At 59.9% G+C, this 13181-nt stretch carries 15 protein-coding genes and 2 pseudogenes; 10 read left to right on the top strand and 7 right to left on the bottom strand.

The genetic code is table 11. From position 1 onward, the window contains the following. Nucleotides 1–202 precede the first annotated feature (202 nt). From xoxF5 to GR328_RS11440, 5 genes are all read left to right on the top strand, one after another. Nucleotides 203–2005: a lanthanide-dependent methanol dehydrogenase XoxF5 gene (gene xoxF5 / locus GR328_RS11460; RefSeq protein WP_160884672.1), complete on the top strand. Its 1803-nt coding sequence runs from the start codon at nt 203–205 to the stop codon at nt 2003–2005. Nucleotides 2006–2157: 152 nt separating this feature from the next. After that, nucleotides 2158–2652 carry a c-type cytochrome, methanol metabolism-related gene (locus GR328_RS11455; protein ID WP_425487034.1) on the top strand — a complete coding sequence of 165 codons (495 nt, stop codon included), beginning with the start codon at nt 2158–2160 and terminating at the stop codon, nt 2650–2652. Nucleotides 2653–2671: 19 nt separating this feature from the next. Further along, entirely contained in the window at nt 2672–3520 is an 849-nt protein-coding gene (locus tag GR328_RS11450) for a substrate-binding domain-containing protein (protein ID WP_160884857.1), read from the top strand. Next, complete coding sequence (locus GR328_RS11445) at nt 3517–4086, top strand: PQQ-dependent catabolism-associated CXXCW motif protein (RefSeq protein WP_160884671.1); 570 nt, start codon at nt 3517–3519, stop codon at nt 4084–4086. The genes GR328_RS11450 and GR328_RS11445 overlap by 4 nt, the downstream gene beginning before the upstream one ends. A 76-nt stretch (nt 4087–4162) precedes the next feature. After that, nucleotides 4163–4951, top strand: coding sequence for a quinoprotein dehydrogenase-associated SoxYZ-like carrier (locus tag GR328_RS11440; protein WP_160884670.1), 789 nt, complete (start codon nt 4163–4165; stop codon nt 4949–4951). A 51-nt stretch (nt 4952–5002) separates the two neighbouring features. On the opposite strand, the gene GR328_RS11435 is transcribed toward GR328_RS11440, so the two are convergent. The 7 genes and pseudogenes from GR328_RS11435 to GR328_RS11400 form a co-directional block, all read right to left on the bottom strand. Further along, nucleotides 5003–5371: a hypothetical protein gene (locus GR328_RS11435; RefSeq protein WP_160884669.1), complete on the bottom strand. Its 369-nt coding sequence runs from the start codon at nt 5369–5371 to the stop codon at nt 5003–5005. Next, a complete protein-coding gene (locus GR328_RS11430; protein ID WP_160884668.1) occupies nt 5352–6020 on the bottom strand; it encodes a hypothetical protein in 669 nt (222 codons plus the stop codon). Before GR328_RS11430 ends, GR328_RS11435 begins: the two co-directional genes overlap by 20 nt. Further along, nucleotides 6017–7150: a pyrroloquinoline quinone biosynthesis protein PqqE gene (gene pqqE / locus GR328_RS11425; protein WP_160884667.1), complete on the bottom strand. Its 1134-nt coding sequence runs from the start codon at nt 7148–7150 to the stop codon at nt 6017–6019. Before pqqE ends, GR328_RS11430 begins: the two co-directional genes overlap by 4 nt. Further along, nucleotides 7147–8216 (bottom strand): annotated as a pseudogene (gene pqqC, locus GR328_RS11415) (pyrroloquinoline-quinone synthase PqqC). Before pqqC ends, pqqE begins: the two are co-directional and overlap by 4 nt. Before the next feature lie 14 nt (nt 8217–8230). After that, on the bottom strand, nt 8231–9130 hold the full coding sequence (gene pqqB, locus GR328_RS11410) for a pyrroloquinoline quinone biosynthesis protein PqqB (RefSeq protein ID WP_160884666.1): 900 nt from the start codon (nt 9128–9130) through the stop codon (nt 8231–8233). 27 nt (nt 9131–9157) lie between these two features. Then, nucleotides 9158–9265, bottom strand: coding sequence for a pyrroloquinoline quinone precursor peptide PqqA (gene pqqA / locus GR328_RS11405; protein ID WP_160884665.1), 108 nt, complete (start codon nt 9263–9265; stop codon nt 9158–9160). Nucleotides 9266–9476: 211 nt separating this feature from the next. Further along, nucleotides 9477–9683, bottom strand: coding sequence for a hypothetical protein (locus GR328_RS11400; RefSeq protein WP_160884664.1), 207 nt, complete (start codon nt 9681–9683; stop codon nt 9477–9479). A 156-nt stretch (nt 9684–9839) separates the two neighbouring features. Here GR328_RS11400 and GR328_RS11395 point away from each other — a divergent pair, with 156 nt between their 5' ends. The 5 genes and pseudogenes from GR328_RS11395 to GR328_RS11375 all read left to right on the top strand — a co-directional run. Further along, nucleotides 9840–10703 carry a beta-propeller fold lactonase family protein gene (locus tag GR328_RS11395; protein ID WP_160884663.1) on the top strand — a complete coding sequence of 288 codons (864 nt, stop codon included), beginning with the start codon at nt 9840–9842 and terminating at the stop codon, nt 10701–10703. 13 nt (nt 10704–10716) lie between these two features. Beyond that, the gene (locus GR328_RS11390; RefSeq protein WP_160884662.1) at nt 10717–11460 is read left to right on the top strand and encodes an ABC transporter ATP-binding protein; all 744 of its coding nucleotides are present in this window, start codon (nt 10717–10719) and stop codon (nt 11458–11460) included. Then, entirely contained in the window at nt 11457–12305 is an 849-nt protein-coding gene (locus tag GR328_RS11385) for an ABC transporter permease (RefSeq protein ID WP_160884661.1), read from the top strand. The genes GR328_RS11390 and GR328_RS11385 overlap by 4 nt, the downstream gene beginning before the upstream one ends. Beyond that, entirely contained in the window at nt 12302–12913 is a 612-nt protein-coding gene (locus GR328_RS11380; protein WP_160884660.1) for a hypothetical protein, read from the top strand. Before GR328_RS11385 ends, GR328_RS11380 begins: the two co-directional genes overlap by 4 nt. Nucleotides 12914–13016: 103 nt before the next feature. Next, nucleotides 13017–13181, top strand: a pseudogene (locus GR328_RS11375) (S-(hydroxymethyl)glutathione dehydrogenase); the annotation flags it as partial.

Below are 13181 nucleotides of genomic sequence, written 5' to 3'. Positions count from 1 at the left end.
GTGGCTTCGGTTTTATCGGCTTCGCTTAGGGAGGCGAGGCTCTTCGCAGACTCCGTAGCTTTCTCCCGGACCGATGAGGACCGGGCGCAGTTGCCGGTCGCGTTGCGGTGCCGAGGCTCTCGAATCCCCCTAACGCTAAATAGCGGGTGCTCCGTATGCCGTCCGCTCGCGATATGGCATGGGCATCCCGGGAGGAAACCAAATGAGAGCGTTGCGCCTAGTGTCTGCGTTAGCCCTTGCAGCTGGCGTTGTGCCGGCTAGTGCAAATGATGAGCTACAGAAACTCATTCAAGATCCCAACCAATGGGTGATTCAAACGGGTGACTATGCCAATACCCGCTTCTCCGAGCTTGATCAAATCAACGCATCCAATGTGAACAAGATGCAGGTTGCCTGGACGTTCTCGACAGGTGTCCTGCGGGGGCACGAGGGCTCGCCTCTGGTGATCGGCGACATCATGTATGTTCACACGCCGTTCCCCAATACTGTCTACGCCCTTGATCTCAACAGCGAAGGCAAGATCCTGTGGAAGTATGAGCCGAAGCAGGATCCGAATGTCATTCCGGTCATGTGCTGCGATACGGTGAACCGCGGGGTAGCATATGCGGATGGCAAGATATTCCTGCATCAGGCAGATACGACGCTCGTGGCTCTCGACGCCAAGACGGGAAAGCCTGTCTGGACCGTTGTGAATGGCGATCCCAAGAAGGGCGAGACCAATACGGCGACCGTATTGCCCGTGAAGGACAAGGTGATCGTCGGCATCTCGGGCGGCGAATTCGGCGTGCGTTGCCACGTGACCGCCTATGACATGAAAACGGGAAAACAGGTCTGGCGCGCCTATTCCATGGGGCCGGACAACGAAATGTTGATCGACCCCGAGAAAACAACGGAACATGGCAAGCCTGTCGGCAAGGATTCGAGTCTCAAGACTTGGCAGGGCGATCAATGGAAGACGGGCGGCGGCTGCACATGGGGCTGGTTCTCCTATGATCCGCAGCAGAATGCCTTCTACTACGGGAGCGGCAATCCTTCGACCTGGAATCCCAAGCAGCGTCCCGGCGACAACAAGTGGTCGATGACCATCTTCGCCCGCGATATCGATACAGGCATGGCAAAGTGGGTCTACCAGATGACCCCACATGACGAGTGGGACTATGACGGCGTCAACGAAATGATCCTCGTGGATCAGGACATTGGAGGGCAGCGCCGGCAAGTCCTCGTTCACTTTGATCGTAATGGTTTCGCCTACACGCTCGACCGGATTAACGGGGAGCTGCTGGTGGCCGAGAAATACGATCCGACCGTGAACTGGGCCACGAAGGTCGACATGGACAAGAACAGCAAGACCTATGGCCGGCCCATGGTGGTGGCACAGTACTCGACCGAGCAGAACGGCGAGGACGTGAATACGAAAGGCGTCTGCCCGGCCGCTCTTGGTACCAAGGACCAGCAGCCGGCAACCTATTCTCCGCGGACCAACCTGTTCTATGTCCCCACCAACCATGTCTGCATGGACTACGAGCCGTACAAGGTGAGCTACACCCCGGGCCAGCCCTATGTGGGCGCGACCCTATCCATGTATCCTGCGCCGAACAGCCATGGCGGAATGGGAAACTTCATTGCTTGGGACGCTCGTGAAGGAAAGATCGTCTGGTCGCTTCCTGAGCTGTTCTCGGTGTGGTCGGGCGCTCTCGCGACGGCGGGCGATGTGGTGTTCTATGGCACGCTCGAAGGATATCTGAAGGCCGTCGACGCAAAGACCGGTAAAGAGCTCTACAAGTTCAAGACTCCCTCCGGCATCATCGGAAACGTGATGACCTATACGCACAGGGGTAAGCAGTACGTCGCCGTTCTCTCCGGCGTCGGTGGCTGGGCCGGGATCGGTCTCGCGGCCGGGCTGACAGATCCGCAGGCAGGCCTTGGTGCAGTCGGAGGCTACTCAGGCTTGAGCAACTACACCGCGCTTGGAGGCCAGCTCACCGTCTTTACCCTCCCGCAATAAGCGAATGAGCAGACATTGTTGCTGAAACGACGGACTGGCGCAGGCAACTGCGCCAGCCCTGCCTTGCTCTCGCCCAATCATGCCATACGAGGAGAGGTTTAGTGTCGATCACGGAGTTTCGAGCGGCAGTGCGACCGAAAGTTGCGGTTGCCATCAAGGTCGGTCTCGTAGCGTTTCTTTTAGCACCCGCAGGGGAGCCGCGGGCCGAACCGGCCACTCCGGCACGCGAGGAAGACGGGAAGTTCTTCGACGCCGAGGGTAACCCAACCTACCGCATCAAAGCGGATGGGACCGTGGACTGGTACACGTATTCCGGCTTTCGGCGCTATCACGGGGATTGTCACACCTGTCATGGCCCCGACGCGGCAGGATCATCCTATGCTCCGGCGTTAGCGGATTCGCTCAAGAACATGACCTATCAGCAGTTTACGGAAGTGGTAATCCAAGGGCGTCAGGTTGCCCGCAGCGGCAACACCAGCGTCATGCCATCGTTCGGCACGAATCAGAACGTCGTCTGCTATCTAGATGACATCTACGTCTATCTCCGGGCTCGCGCCGAGGGAGCTCTCGACCGTGGTCGGCCAGAGAAAAGAGATGAAAAGCCTCAGGCTGCGAAAGATGCCGAGAAGGCGTGTTTAGGTGGATAGGGCCGATCAGATCAGGCGGATGCTCGCTGCCGCGGGACTTGTCGTTTGTGCTCTCGGCGTAAGCGCCTTGCGCCTTGCTCAAGCGCAGCATCTTCCTGATCTCGTCACCCCAAACGTTCTGCGTGTTTGCGCAGATCCGGCAAATATGCCTTTCACGAACCGAAAGGGGGAGGGCTTCGAGAACAAGATCGCGGCCATTCTTGCCGACGAGCTCAAGATTCCGCTGCGCTATTATTGGATGCCGCAGGGTCCCGGATTCGTCCGCAATTCGCTTGGCCTGAAGCTGTGCGACGTTATCATTGGATATGCTGCTGGCGCTGAGATAGTTCAGCATTCCAATCCATACTACCGCACGGTCTATACGGCACTCGTAAGAGCCGGCGGTGAACTGTCAGGCTTCAAGCAGCTCTCGGACCAACGGCTTCGGTCCAAGCGCATCGGCGTCATTGCTGCGACACCTCCTGTTGATCATCTCGAGGCTCTTGGTCGCGGGCAGAACATGAAATCCTATTCGCTCTTGGTCGACCGTCGCTTCGAATCTCCGGCGGAGGAGATGATCGCGGATCTCCTGGCAGACCGTCTCGACATCGGCATTCTCTGGGGGCCAATCGCTGGGTATGCTGCGTCGCAGCACGAGGGTGCGCTCATCAAGGTTCCGTTGACCAGCGAGGCTGAGAGGCCACCGCTCGCATACCGCATCGCCCTTGGCATGCGGCCGAACGAAATCGAATGGAAGCGGATTCTCAACAACGTTCTTCAGAAGCGCCAAGCAGACATCGACCGGGTGCTCCTCTCGTACGGCGTGCCCCTTCTCGATGATGACGACCGTCTCATCGGGGAGCCGGCGTCACAAGGTACCAAGCCATGAGTCGCTGGCGCCCGGCGGCGCTGGCACTCAGTTCCGGCATCGCCGGCATCATTACATGTATTTTCCCAAGCCCGCCTTCCTATGCTCAACACCCGCCGGAACCTGAAGGTTACCGACTTGGCGATTACAGATCCCCGACGCCCAAAACCCTCAAGGGAGCAGTGGTGATCGGTACCGCGGAGGCCGAAAGGCTTTGGCGGAATGGCAGCGCCGCCTTTATTGATGTTCTTCCACAGCCCGAGCGCCCCGCCAATTTGCCTGCCGACGTTCTTTGGCGCTCCCCGGCGCATGACAGCATTCCAGGAGCTCTGTGGCTGCCCAACGTAGGCTACGGTGAGATCGCGGTGGAGACGGAAGCGTATTTCCGCCGTGGCCTGGACAAGGCTTCGAAGGGGAATTTCGCATATCCGCTCGTCTTCTTCTGCTTGCGAAACTGTTGGATGTCCTGGAACGCGGCCAAACGTGCTCTGAACTACAATTATTTTGTTGTATACTGGTACCCGGAAGGTACCGACGGGTGGACGGATGCCGGCCTTCCCGTCGAGAAGGTACAGAAAAGTCCATAGGCCGAAGGGCTTTCACGCCCGCCCTGGTCCTTGAGGTGGAACGCTGCTCGGTGGCCTTGTAAATTGGAGGCTGTTCATGCCTTTTCATTTCCGTATCCCTGCGGTCATGGTGACCGGACTGACGACTCTTCTGCTGTGCGTGAACTCATCCGTTGCCAATGAGGAGAGGACATGGTCCGAAATCCGGCCCTCCATTATTGGCCAGAGCGTTCCGGAGGAGGGAGCCGGACCGGTCACGCTCATTGCTCCGACGCGCGCCGAGGATGCCGCAATTGTCCCGATTGAGGTGCGCATCAGGCTTCCTGACGACGCAGGCAAAGTGACCCGGCTTACTCTCGTCGTGGATGAAAACCCGGCACCTGTCGCCGGGGTCTTTCATTTGGGAGACGGACAGACCGCATTTGATGTAACGACCCGGGTGCGGGTCGACTCCTACTCGTTTGTCCGGGTTATCGCGACGATGGATGATGGCCGTCTTTACATGGCCAAGTCTTATGTCAAGGCCGCCGGCGGATGCTCGGCGCCTGCCCTCAAGGATCCGGTCGAAGCCAAGGCTCGTCTCGGCGAGATGAGATTCAGAGTGTTCGCAGATCGCGGAGATGCGCAAGTCCAAGTGCGGCATCCTAATTATTCCGGTCTGCAGATGGATCAAGTCACGCGCCTCTACACCCCTGCATGGTTTGTCGAAAGGCTCGACATTCGCCAGGGAGAGAAATTGCTTTTTGGTCTGGAAGGGGGGATCTCCATCAGCGAGGACCCGACCATAAGGTTCAGCTATAGGAACACCGGCGAGCCTGTGACGATTGAAGCCAAGGACAACGAGGGCCGTGTCTTCAAGCAGACGTTCCCGGCAGCAGGCTCGTAGGAGCCAGAGCCGTTCTGGCCACTGATGTCAAAGGGGGCCGTAAGACGTACGTCATCGGAAGCAGCGGATCTCGGCCTCCGCCTGGGCGCGGCGGAGCTCAGCTACGATGTCATCGAACATCTTGGCATTGCGAAACAGCGACAGCTGCTCGCCCACTCCCTGTCTCATGGATAGGATCGTCTCCGCCTGCACATAGCGATCATAAGGCATGATCGAGGCCAAGATATCGATGGAGCAGGAGCATCGTTCCAGCATCTCGCGCGACTGTCCGTTCGCCGCCATGCATCCAAAAACATAGTCGGCTCGCGCGGCCGTGGGATAATCATTCGGCGGGCTGCCCTCGACGGCCTGGCCTGCGGTGGTGAGAAGAATGAGGAAGAGGCCGGCTCGCGCGCTTGTCTCAACTGCCGTTCGGATCATAGCTGAGGGTCTCCTGAAGAAGAATTCGGCCGTCAGTCGTGACGGCCTTGATCTCGATAGAGTGGATTTCTCCCGGCACCCGCTCAGATGTCACAAATGAATACTTCAAAGCGTCAAGCCCCTTCATCCGGGTGCGGTGGGGATCCTGCGCGAACGGCTGCATCTCAACCCGCCATGCCGAAACTGGCTGTCCCTGGTATGTTGCTGTGGTCGCAATGACAGAGGCCTTCTCGCGCAGACCTGCCCGGACGGCATTCCTCAGATAACGAGGGTTGGCTCCAACGGCCGCGACGAGGGTCTGGAGATGCTGCTCCAGGAACAGAATGAGGATCGGGTTGCCTGTCACCTCGTCGAAGGGGCCTGCCGGGCGTCGATGCGGGCTTGAGAACATCTCGACCTGGACATTGCGGCTGTCGACCGCCGACCCGGGCCTGACAACGAGACGGATCGTATCGGAGAAGCTTCTCACTTGCTCGAAGGAGGGATCACTCACGCGCTCATACCTGTAGAGCAGAGCGGCGTTTCCCCGGAGAGCCTGCCAGTCATGGGTTTCAAAGAGAAGTTCGGCAGCGGCAGGTGCTTCCTGTGCCGAGATCGGTGCCGCGGCAGACCAGCCGAGCAGGCCGATGGCAAACGCCAAGCTCCTCATGCGGTCTCCCCTATATGCTGCCGCCCGGCCGAAGCGCCAAAGCCGCGATAGATGGGCGTGGGTGAGGGGGCAGCCGATTCTGCAGCCGCAAGGGTTTGGATGAGGGAGTGGTGGGGTGAAAGGTGGCAAGCGGGGTCAGTGGACGCCGCATTGCCGGTCAGGGCCAGCGCCTGACAGCGGCACCCGCCCCAGTCGCGCTCTCGCCGCTCGCAGCTCCGGCAAGGCTCCTGCATCCAGGCGGTGCCGCGGAATGCCTCGAAGGCCGGCGATCTCGCCCAAATGTCGGCGAGCGAGTGATCATGCACGCTCCAGAACGTCAGACCCGGGATCGTTTCGGCCGCATGGCACGGCAGCACCTTGCCTGAGGGCGAGACATTCATCAGGCGGCGTCCCCAGCCACCGGCGCAGGCTTTGGGGTACTTCGCATAGTAATCCGGCACGACGAGATCGATGACGATACGCCCCTGCAACTGCTCGCGCGCCGCTTCCACAAGGGCGATCGACCGGTCCACCTCCGCGCGCGTGGGCATCAGGGCGGCGCGGTTCACAAAAGCCCAGCCGTAATACTGGGTGTGAGCAATCTCGACCCGTTTGGCCCCAAGAGAAACCGCTAGATCGAGGATGTCCGATACGCTGTCGATATTGCCACGGTGAATGACGGCGTTGATCGTCAGGGGGAGATCGAGTTCGATCACATGTCTTGCAAAGGCAAGCTTCTGATCGTGGGCGCCCTTCAGATGCGCGATGGAGTCCGCACGGGCAGCATCGGCCGCCTGGATGGAGAGCTGGACATGATCCAGACCCGCCTCCACGAGGCCGCGCAGCTTCTCTAGGGCGATACCGATGCCGGAGGTGATCAGGTTGGAATAGAGGCCGACCTTTGCGCAATGCGCCGTGATGGTTTCGATGTCGGATCGCGCCGTTGGCTCTCCGCCCGAGAGATGGACATGGAGCACGCCAAGCGCGGCAGCCTCGCTGAGGACCCGACACCATGTTGCGGTGTCGAGTTCAGACGAACGGCGTTCCAGCTCGACTGGATTGGAACAATAGGGACAGCGCAGCGGACAGCGGTGGGTGAGTTCGGCAAGAAGGCCAATCGGGGTAAGAGCGTCGTTCAGAGCATCACTCATGGCTTCTGATCCGATCCTGGGCTCAAGGCCCCTAAGATCCGCCTGTCGACGAGGCTGTTCAACATGTCTATCACGTCCGCCTCAATTACGCTCCGGTCTGCGTCGTAGCGAGCGGCAAGATCGCTGGCGATCTCTCGGATGCTTCTCCGGCCGTCAACAAGCATGAGGACCTCCAGCGCGACGGTGTCGAGGTCGAAAGCCCGTTCGGGGGCGAGGAGAACATGTGTGTTCCGGATCATGTCATGATGCAACCTGACGCCGCGCGGAAGGTGGGGTATGCTTCCTGCACTCAACCCTCTCATCATGCTTGCTCCGCTCCCGGCGACCAGGCTCCAGGAGGCACAAACCGGGGCTCTACATAGCTGAAATAAAGAGCATCGAGCTGAGCCCAGAGTACGTCGCATTTGAATGAGAGCGCATCGATCACAGCCTGTTGCTGGGAGCGTGTGACCGCATGCCGTTTCACATAGTCGAGTGCAAAGTCGGCATCCCGCGGAGCCTGTGACAGTCGGGTCTCGAAATAGCTGAGCGTTTCTGTCGAGATGAAACTGTAATTCGCCAACATGCCCGCCACCCGTTCGGAGATGATGCCGGGACTGAACAATTCCGTCAGGGATGACGCGACAGCCTCGAGAAGCGAACGTTCGCGCACGAAGTGGACATAGGCCGCAACGGCGAAGCGTGTAGCGGGCAATGCGCCTCTCATCGACATGACATACGCCCGTGGCAGGTCGAGACCGTCGGTCAGGCGCAGCCATCGCTCAATCCCGCCTTCGCCGTCCTGCTTGCCATCGTGGTCGACGATCCTTTGGAGCCAAGCCCGTCGCAATTCCCGATCATCGGTTCTTGCGATGAGTCCGGCGTCTTTGATGGGGATCATCGCTTGGTAGCAGTAGCGGTTGAGAGCCCAGGCCCGCACCTGATCACGATCGAGCTCACCGCCGTGCAAAAGCCGATGAAAGGGATGAAGATTGTGGTATCGCCGAGCCCCGACGGCGCGCAACGCCTCTTCAAGCTCTGACCCAGAGAGAGGTGGAGCGTCGGTCGGAAGAGAAGGATTCGATATGGAGTTTCTGTCCGTCAAGGGAATATCCTCAAGCCATCATGTGCAACGATCCATCCCTGTTGTTCGACAAGGCGACGTTCCGGTGAGTCTTGGACGAGAACGGGGTTGGTATTGTTGATGTGAACGAAAACGCGACGCGACGCTGGGACATCCCGCAACCGAACGAGAGAACCATCCTGGCCGCTCATGGGAACATGGCCCATCCGACGTCCGGTCTTCTCGCTCACGCCAGCCTGGATCAGTTCGTCATCCCTGAAAACAGTTCCGTCAAACAGCAGCGCATCGACTCCCGCTATTCGGCGGAGCAAATCATCGTCGATCCAGGCGCAACCGGGAATGTATGCGATACGCTTGGCAGATGATTCGAGAATGACGCCAACCGTGGTGCCGGAGCTGTCATCAGAGATGCCCTCCTGGTTCTCACGCCACAGGGGCACTTTTCCGGGAACGGCGAAGATTGTAGCAAGGAGACCGCCGACAGGCTCGAACGATTGCTCGAAGTCGACCGCGTGGCGGGTGACGAGTTGCGGCGCGAGCACATCGAAGATCGGGTTAAGCGCTAGCGTGTCGAGAATCTGGGGCGTTGCGAAGACTGCGAAAGGCTGCCGCTCCCGCATCGTGAGAAGGCCAGCCACATGGTCGACCTCGGCGCTCGTCAGAAGAACGGCGTCGATCGGTGAGTGGCGTAACCCCATCCGCGGGTGCAAGTCGCCTGTCTGGGAGATCTGATGCCGAATGTCCGGCGACGCATTCAGAACAAGCCAGCGCTCGCCATCCGGCGAAACCGCTAAGCTTGACTGCGTACCGGCCTTGACCCTCGGATCTCCAGCCCAAGCCAGCTGGCAGACTGGACAGCGGCAGTTCCATTGCGGAACACCGCCTCCTGCTGCAGACCCGAGGATGACGGCCTGCACCTCCAACCTGCCTGCGTGGCCGTCAGATTACCTGAAGGGGTCGATCTCCATCGACGGATCGATGTCGGCTGACTCGTAGCTTGTGACTTCCATGCCGACGCAGTACTCGCGAACAGAAGGCTTAGACCATTTCATGCTCATGGTTTCCTCCGCGATTAGGCTTGCAATCGTCCTTTACGAACTCGCAGCCTCTCATCTTGGCGATACACTCGCCAATTTAATAACTATGGTGGAGATCAGGAAACTAGGCAAGCGGAATTGACTTCGCCGGTGTGATTGTGTCGATGTGCCCGCGGCGCTGTGCTCTGAGGGGTGGTTCGTGCAGAGCGTCGGTCCGGCGGCTGGATCAAATCTTTTTCGGGACGGCAGCTCGCGCCACGCAGTGCCAGCGGTCGATCCGCCAGCCGGGATGGCTCTGCTGCCACTCGGCGAGCACCCACTGCGCATGAACCATGCAGGCAGTATAGCCCGTATCTTCAAAGGAGAGGCTCAGTCGTTCCTCTCGGCAGACCGAGGGGTCAGCGAGGAAACAGATCGTCATCAACAGCAACATTGACTCTCTCCCGAACACCTTTGCGGATACTGATCCGAATATCCGTGTGGGGAAGGTAACAAGACGGAAACGCGATTCGATGTGCAACTGATCCGAAGAGGGGGCCGGATTTGTATCAGCCGACACAGGGAGCCGAGTCTACCAAAGAGACGATGGATGTTTGGTCGCCGCTGGCGTACCCTGTGGCGTCTGGAGGAAGGCGACGCAACTGTGCTCAATTGCAGAACTCTTCGGTATGCTCTTGTCAGGCCTCTGCATGAGCTGTGTGGCCTGTTCTGCTTTGCGGCGGCTTTGATCCTCCACTTCACCGGTACGGTCAAAGCCGCCGAAGCGGTGGACGTGCCGATGGGGTTCCTGTCCTATCGTTCGCCGTCCCCCTCTTACGGGTTCAATCCAGTGCCGGAGGGTGAAGGTTTTGCCGGAGGCAGTCTGGCGATCCGGGACAACAATACGACTGGAGCGATGATCGGTCAGCGGTACCGCCTCGATGAGGCCTGGCTGGACGAGAACGAAAATCCTGGAGCGAAAGCCCTTACGTTTGTCCAGGATGATGTCCGGTTCCCGGTTGTCAAGCTGCCAGTATCAGAGCCCTTGGCCATTGCCTTTGCCTTGGAGGATCGATCGGTCGTTCCATTGGGCATGGGGACGCAGGACAACCGGCTTCGCGGCGCAGACAGCGTCATTGACACCAAAACACCCATGATCGTGAAGATCGGGCTCAAGATGCCAGGGCTGCCGAAGGAGGCGATCGAGCCGGCTGGAGGCCGGCTGATCCTCGATGACAGCCGGGTCTTCGTCGCGCTTGGGCCTGCGAAAACGGTTGGCGTCGTGAATACGGATATGCCCGAAGTCGATAAATGTCTCCTCGTCGGTCAGCGCGTGTGGCAGCTTGCTCTCACGCCCGACGAGAAGCTGCTTTTTGCGACGAACGGGAACCCCGTCGATGTCGGCAGCCTGAAGGTCGTCGAGCGCATTAGCGTCGGGCGTGTCCCGTGGGGCGTCGCCGTCGCGCCTGAGTGAGGGCCGGAGCTTCATGAGTGCAGCCGATGCCTTGCGCGTAGAAAACGTCAGCCACTGGTTCGGAGTGAGGCAGGTCCTGAGCGAGGTTTCCTTTCGTGTCCCGCAAGGCCAATTCGTTGCGCTCCTTGGTCCCAACGGTGCCGGGAAGACGACGCTCTTCGCGATCATTGCGCGGCTGTATCACAGCCGGACCGGTGCTGTGCGGGTCTTTGAACGCGACATGCAGCGGGAGCCGTCGCGAGCCCTCGCCGACCTTGGGATCGTGTTCCAGGCCCGAACACTCGATCCGGATCTGACAATCGGCCAGAATCTCGTCTATCATGCCGCTCTCCATGGGATCGTAAAGCGTCATGCTGTCGAGCGCTCTGCCGCACTTCTGGCGCGGGTTGGGCTAGCCGACCGGATGGACGACAAGGTGCGCACTCTGTCCGGAGGGCAGGCGCGACGCGTCGAGATCGCCCGCGCCCTTATCCATCAGCCGCGCCTCCTCCTGCTCGACGAACCGACTGTCGGACTCGACATGGCGTCCCGCTCCGACATTGTCGCAGACATTCGGGCGCTGGTGCGGGAAGAGGGATTGTCCGTCCTCTGGGCCACGCACATTCTCGATGAGATCGAGCCGGACGATGGTGTCGTGGTCCTTCATGAGGGTCAGGTGATCGCAAGCGGACCCGTCCGGTCGGTTGCTTCCGAGGGTGGCCTGGCCACGGCGTTCCACCAGCTTACTAATGACAGAAGAGTCAAAGAGAACGCATGAGCAGCACGGTGACAGTCGAGGGCAGGCTAGGCTTTGCAGGATATGCTACCTGCTTCTCGGGCATCGTGCGGCGGGAGTTTCTCCGCTTCGTCAACCAGAGGGAACGTTTTCTCTCGGCTCTCGTCAGGCCGCTCGTGTGGCTCTTCATTTTCGCTGCAGGCTTCCGGAGTGTCCTGGGGGTATCGATCATTCCTCCGTATGAGACCTATGTGCTCTACGAAGTTTATGTCGTTCCGGGCCTTGCGGTCATGATCCAGCTTTTCAACGGCATGCAATCGTCACTCTCCATGGTTTACGACCGGGAGGTCGGCTCGATGCGCGTCCTTCTCACCAGCCCCTTTCCACGCTGGTCCATCCTGCTCGCCAAGCTTGCCGCAGGTGTTCTTGTGTCCCTTTTGCAGGTCTATGTCTTCCTCGCCATCGCTCACGTCTGGGAGGTTGACATCCCTCCGCTCGGCTATCTCGCGGCGCTGCCGGCGCTGGTCCTTTCAGGGCTGATGCTGGGTTCGATCGGCCTGTTCCTGTCTTCGCTCGTTCGCCAGCTCGAGAATTTCGCCAGCGTGATGAACTTCGTCATCTTTCCGATGTTCTTCGCTTCCTCTGCTCTTTACCCCTTATGGCGCATCCGCGAATCGAGCGAGGCGCTCTACATGATATGCCTCGCAAACCCGTTCACGCATGCCGTGGAACTGGTCCGACATGCGCTGTACGGCTCTTTCGACCCGACCGCGCTGAGTGTCGTCACGCTGGTGACACTCGTATTCTTCGTGCTCGCAGTCCTCGCCTATGATCCTGCCCGTGGGATCATGATCCGGCGCGGTGGCCCCGCTGGAGAGACCACATGAAGCGTGTTTCCTTGCTTGTCTCAGCTTTTGCGGTTGCGGGACTTTGCCCTGCCGCTCAAGGGCAGGCGCCATCGAATGCCGATTGGCCGTGCGTGCAAAGAAAGGTGCCGGTGATCGCTGCCGGCACGGTGTGGTCGGGACCCGATCTTCAGAAAGTCGGGCCGTGGCAGTCGGATGCAGATGCGGCAGCGCTCGCGCAGCGGCTAGCCTCCCGCCGAACGCGGCCGGAGGAAGTCGGCCCTTTGATCGACGAATTCTTGGCGAAGATTGGAGAGCACAGGGCCGAGCGCCTCACCCGGGTGTTCGCGGGCGTTCTCGAAATCGTCAATACGGAAAGATCCCGCGTCATAGCTGGAATTGAGCGCTACGCCCGCGGCCAGGGAAAACTTGCCGAGAGAATCCGCAAGGAAGCCGATGAAGTCAGTGCTGCCAGGGATGAGCCGGCTGTCCAGCTCGGCAAGGACCTTCAGGATCTCGAGACCCGCTTTCAATGGGACAAGCGTATCTTCGAGGAGAGGGCGCAGGCGCTTCGCTCCGTCTGCGATACGCCTGTGCTTCTGGAACACCATCTCTTCGAGATCGCGCGCCGCATCCAGGAGCGTCTGTAGCTTGGCTTTGCCTGCAGGGATCGCTCCGTTAGGTTCTTCAGAGTCTTTGTGGGTCCGGTGCCGGCGCGCTGGTGTTCCGGACCAAGCAACGGGAGGAAGGGACATGGAAACGCGTGCGGCAGTTGCGTGGGAGGCGGGCCGGCCTTTGACGATTGAGACGATCCGCCTGGAGGGCCCGAAGGCGGGCGAGGTTCTGGTGGAGGTGATGGCGACCGGCGTGTGCCACACCGACGCCTACACCCTGTCGGGGCTCGACTCCGAGGGCAAG

Source organism: Microvirga makkahensis, assembly GCF_009830105.1.
GTDB classification, from domain to species: domain Bacteria; phylum Pseudomonadota; class Alphaproteobacteria; order Rhizobiales; family Beijerinckiaceae; genus Microvirga; species Microvirga makkahensis.
Note: the sequence above shows the minus strand (reverse complement) of the source record. Positions and strands in the feature narration are given on the sequence as shown.

What these genes read in the sequence shown, in the direction of transcription:
- GR328_RS11380 (WP_160884660.1), top strand. Translation starts at nt 12,302, where the DNA reads ATGAAGCGTGTTTCCTTGCTTGTCTCAGCTTTTGCGGTTGCGGGACTT.
- GR328_RS11430 (WP_160884668.1), bottom strand. Translation starts at nt 6,020, where the DNA reads ATGAGGAGCTTGGCGTTTGCCATCGGCCTGCTCGGCTGGTCTGCCGCG.
- GR328_RS11395 (WP_160884663.1), top strand. Translation starts at nt 9,840, where the DNA reads ATGTTTGGTCGCCGCTGGCGTACCCTGTGGCGTCTGGAGGAAGGCGAC.
- xoxF5 (WP_160884672.1), top strand. Translation starts at nt 203, where the DNA reads ATGAGAGCGTTGCGCCTAGTGTCTGCGTTAGCCCTTGCAGCTGGCGTT.
- GR328_RS11440 (WP_160884670.1), top strand. Translation starts at nt 4,163, where the DNA reads ATGCCTTTTCATTTCCGTATCCCTGCGGTCATGGTGACCGGACTGACG.
- GR328_RS11400 (WP_160884664.1), bottom strand. Translation starts at nt 9,683, where the DNA reads ATGTTGCTGTTGATGACGATCTGTTTCCTCGCTGACCCCTCGGTCTGC.
- pqqA (WP_160884665.1), bottom strand. Translation starts at nt 9,265, where the DNA reads ATGAAATGGTCTAAGCCTTCTGTTCGCGAGTACTGCGTCGGCATGGAA.
- GR328_RS11390 (WP_160884662.1), top strand. Translation starts at nt 10,717, where the DNA reads ATGAGTGCAGCCGATGCCTTGCGCGTAGAAAACGTCAGCCACTGGTTC.
- GR328_RS11445 (WP_160884671.1), top strand. Translation starts at nt 3,517, where the DNA reads ATGAGTCGCTGGCGCCCGGCGGCGCTGGCACTCAGTTCCGGCATCGCC.
- GR328_RS11435 (WP_160884669.1), bottom strand. Translation starts at nt 5,371, where the DNA reads ATGATCCGAACGGCAGTTGAGACAAGCGCGCGAGCCGGCCTCTTCCTC.
- GR328_RS11385 (WP_160884661.1), top strand. Translation starts at nt 11,457, where the DNA reads ATGAGCAGCACGGTGACAGTCGAGGGCAGGCTAGGCTTTGCAGGATAT.
- GR328_RS11450 (WP_160884857.1), top strand. Translation starts at nt 2,672, where the DNA reads ATGCTCGCTGCCGCGGGACTTGTCGTTTGTGCTCTCGGCGTAAGCGCC.
- pqqE (WP_160884667.1), bottom strand. Translation starts at nt 7,150, where the DNA reads ATGAGTGATGCTCTGAACGACGCTCTTACCCCGATTGGCCTTCTTGCC.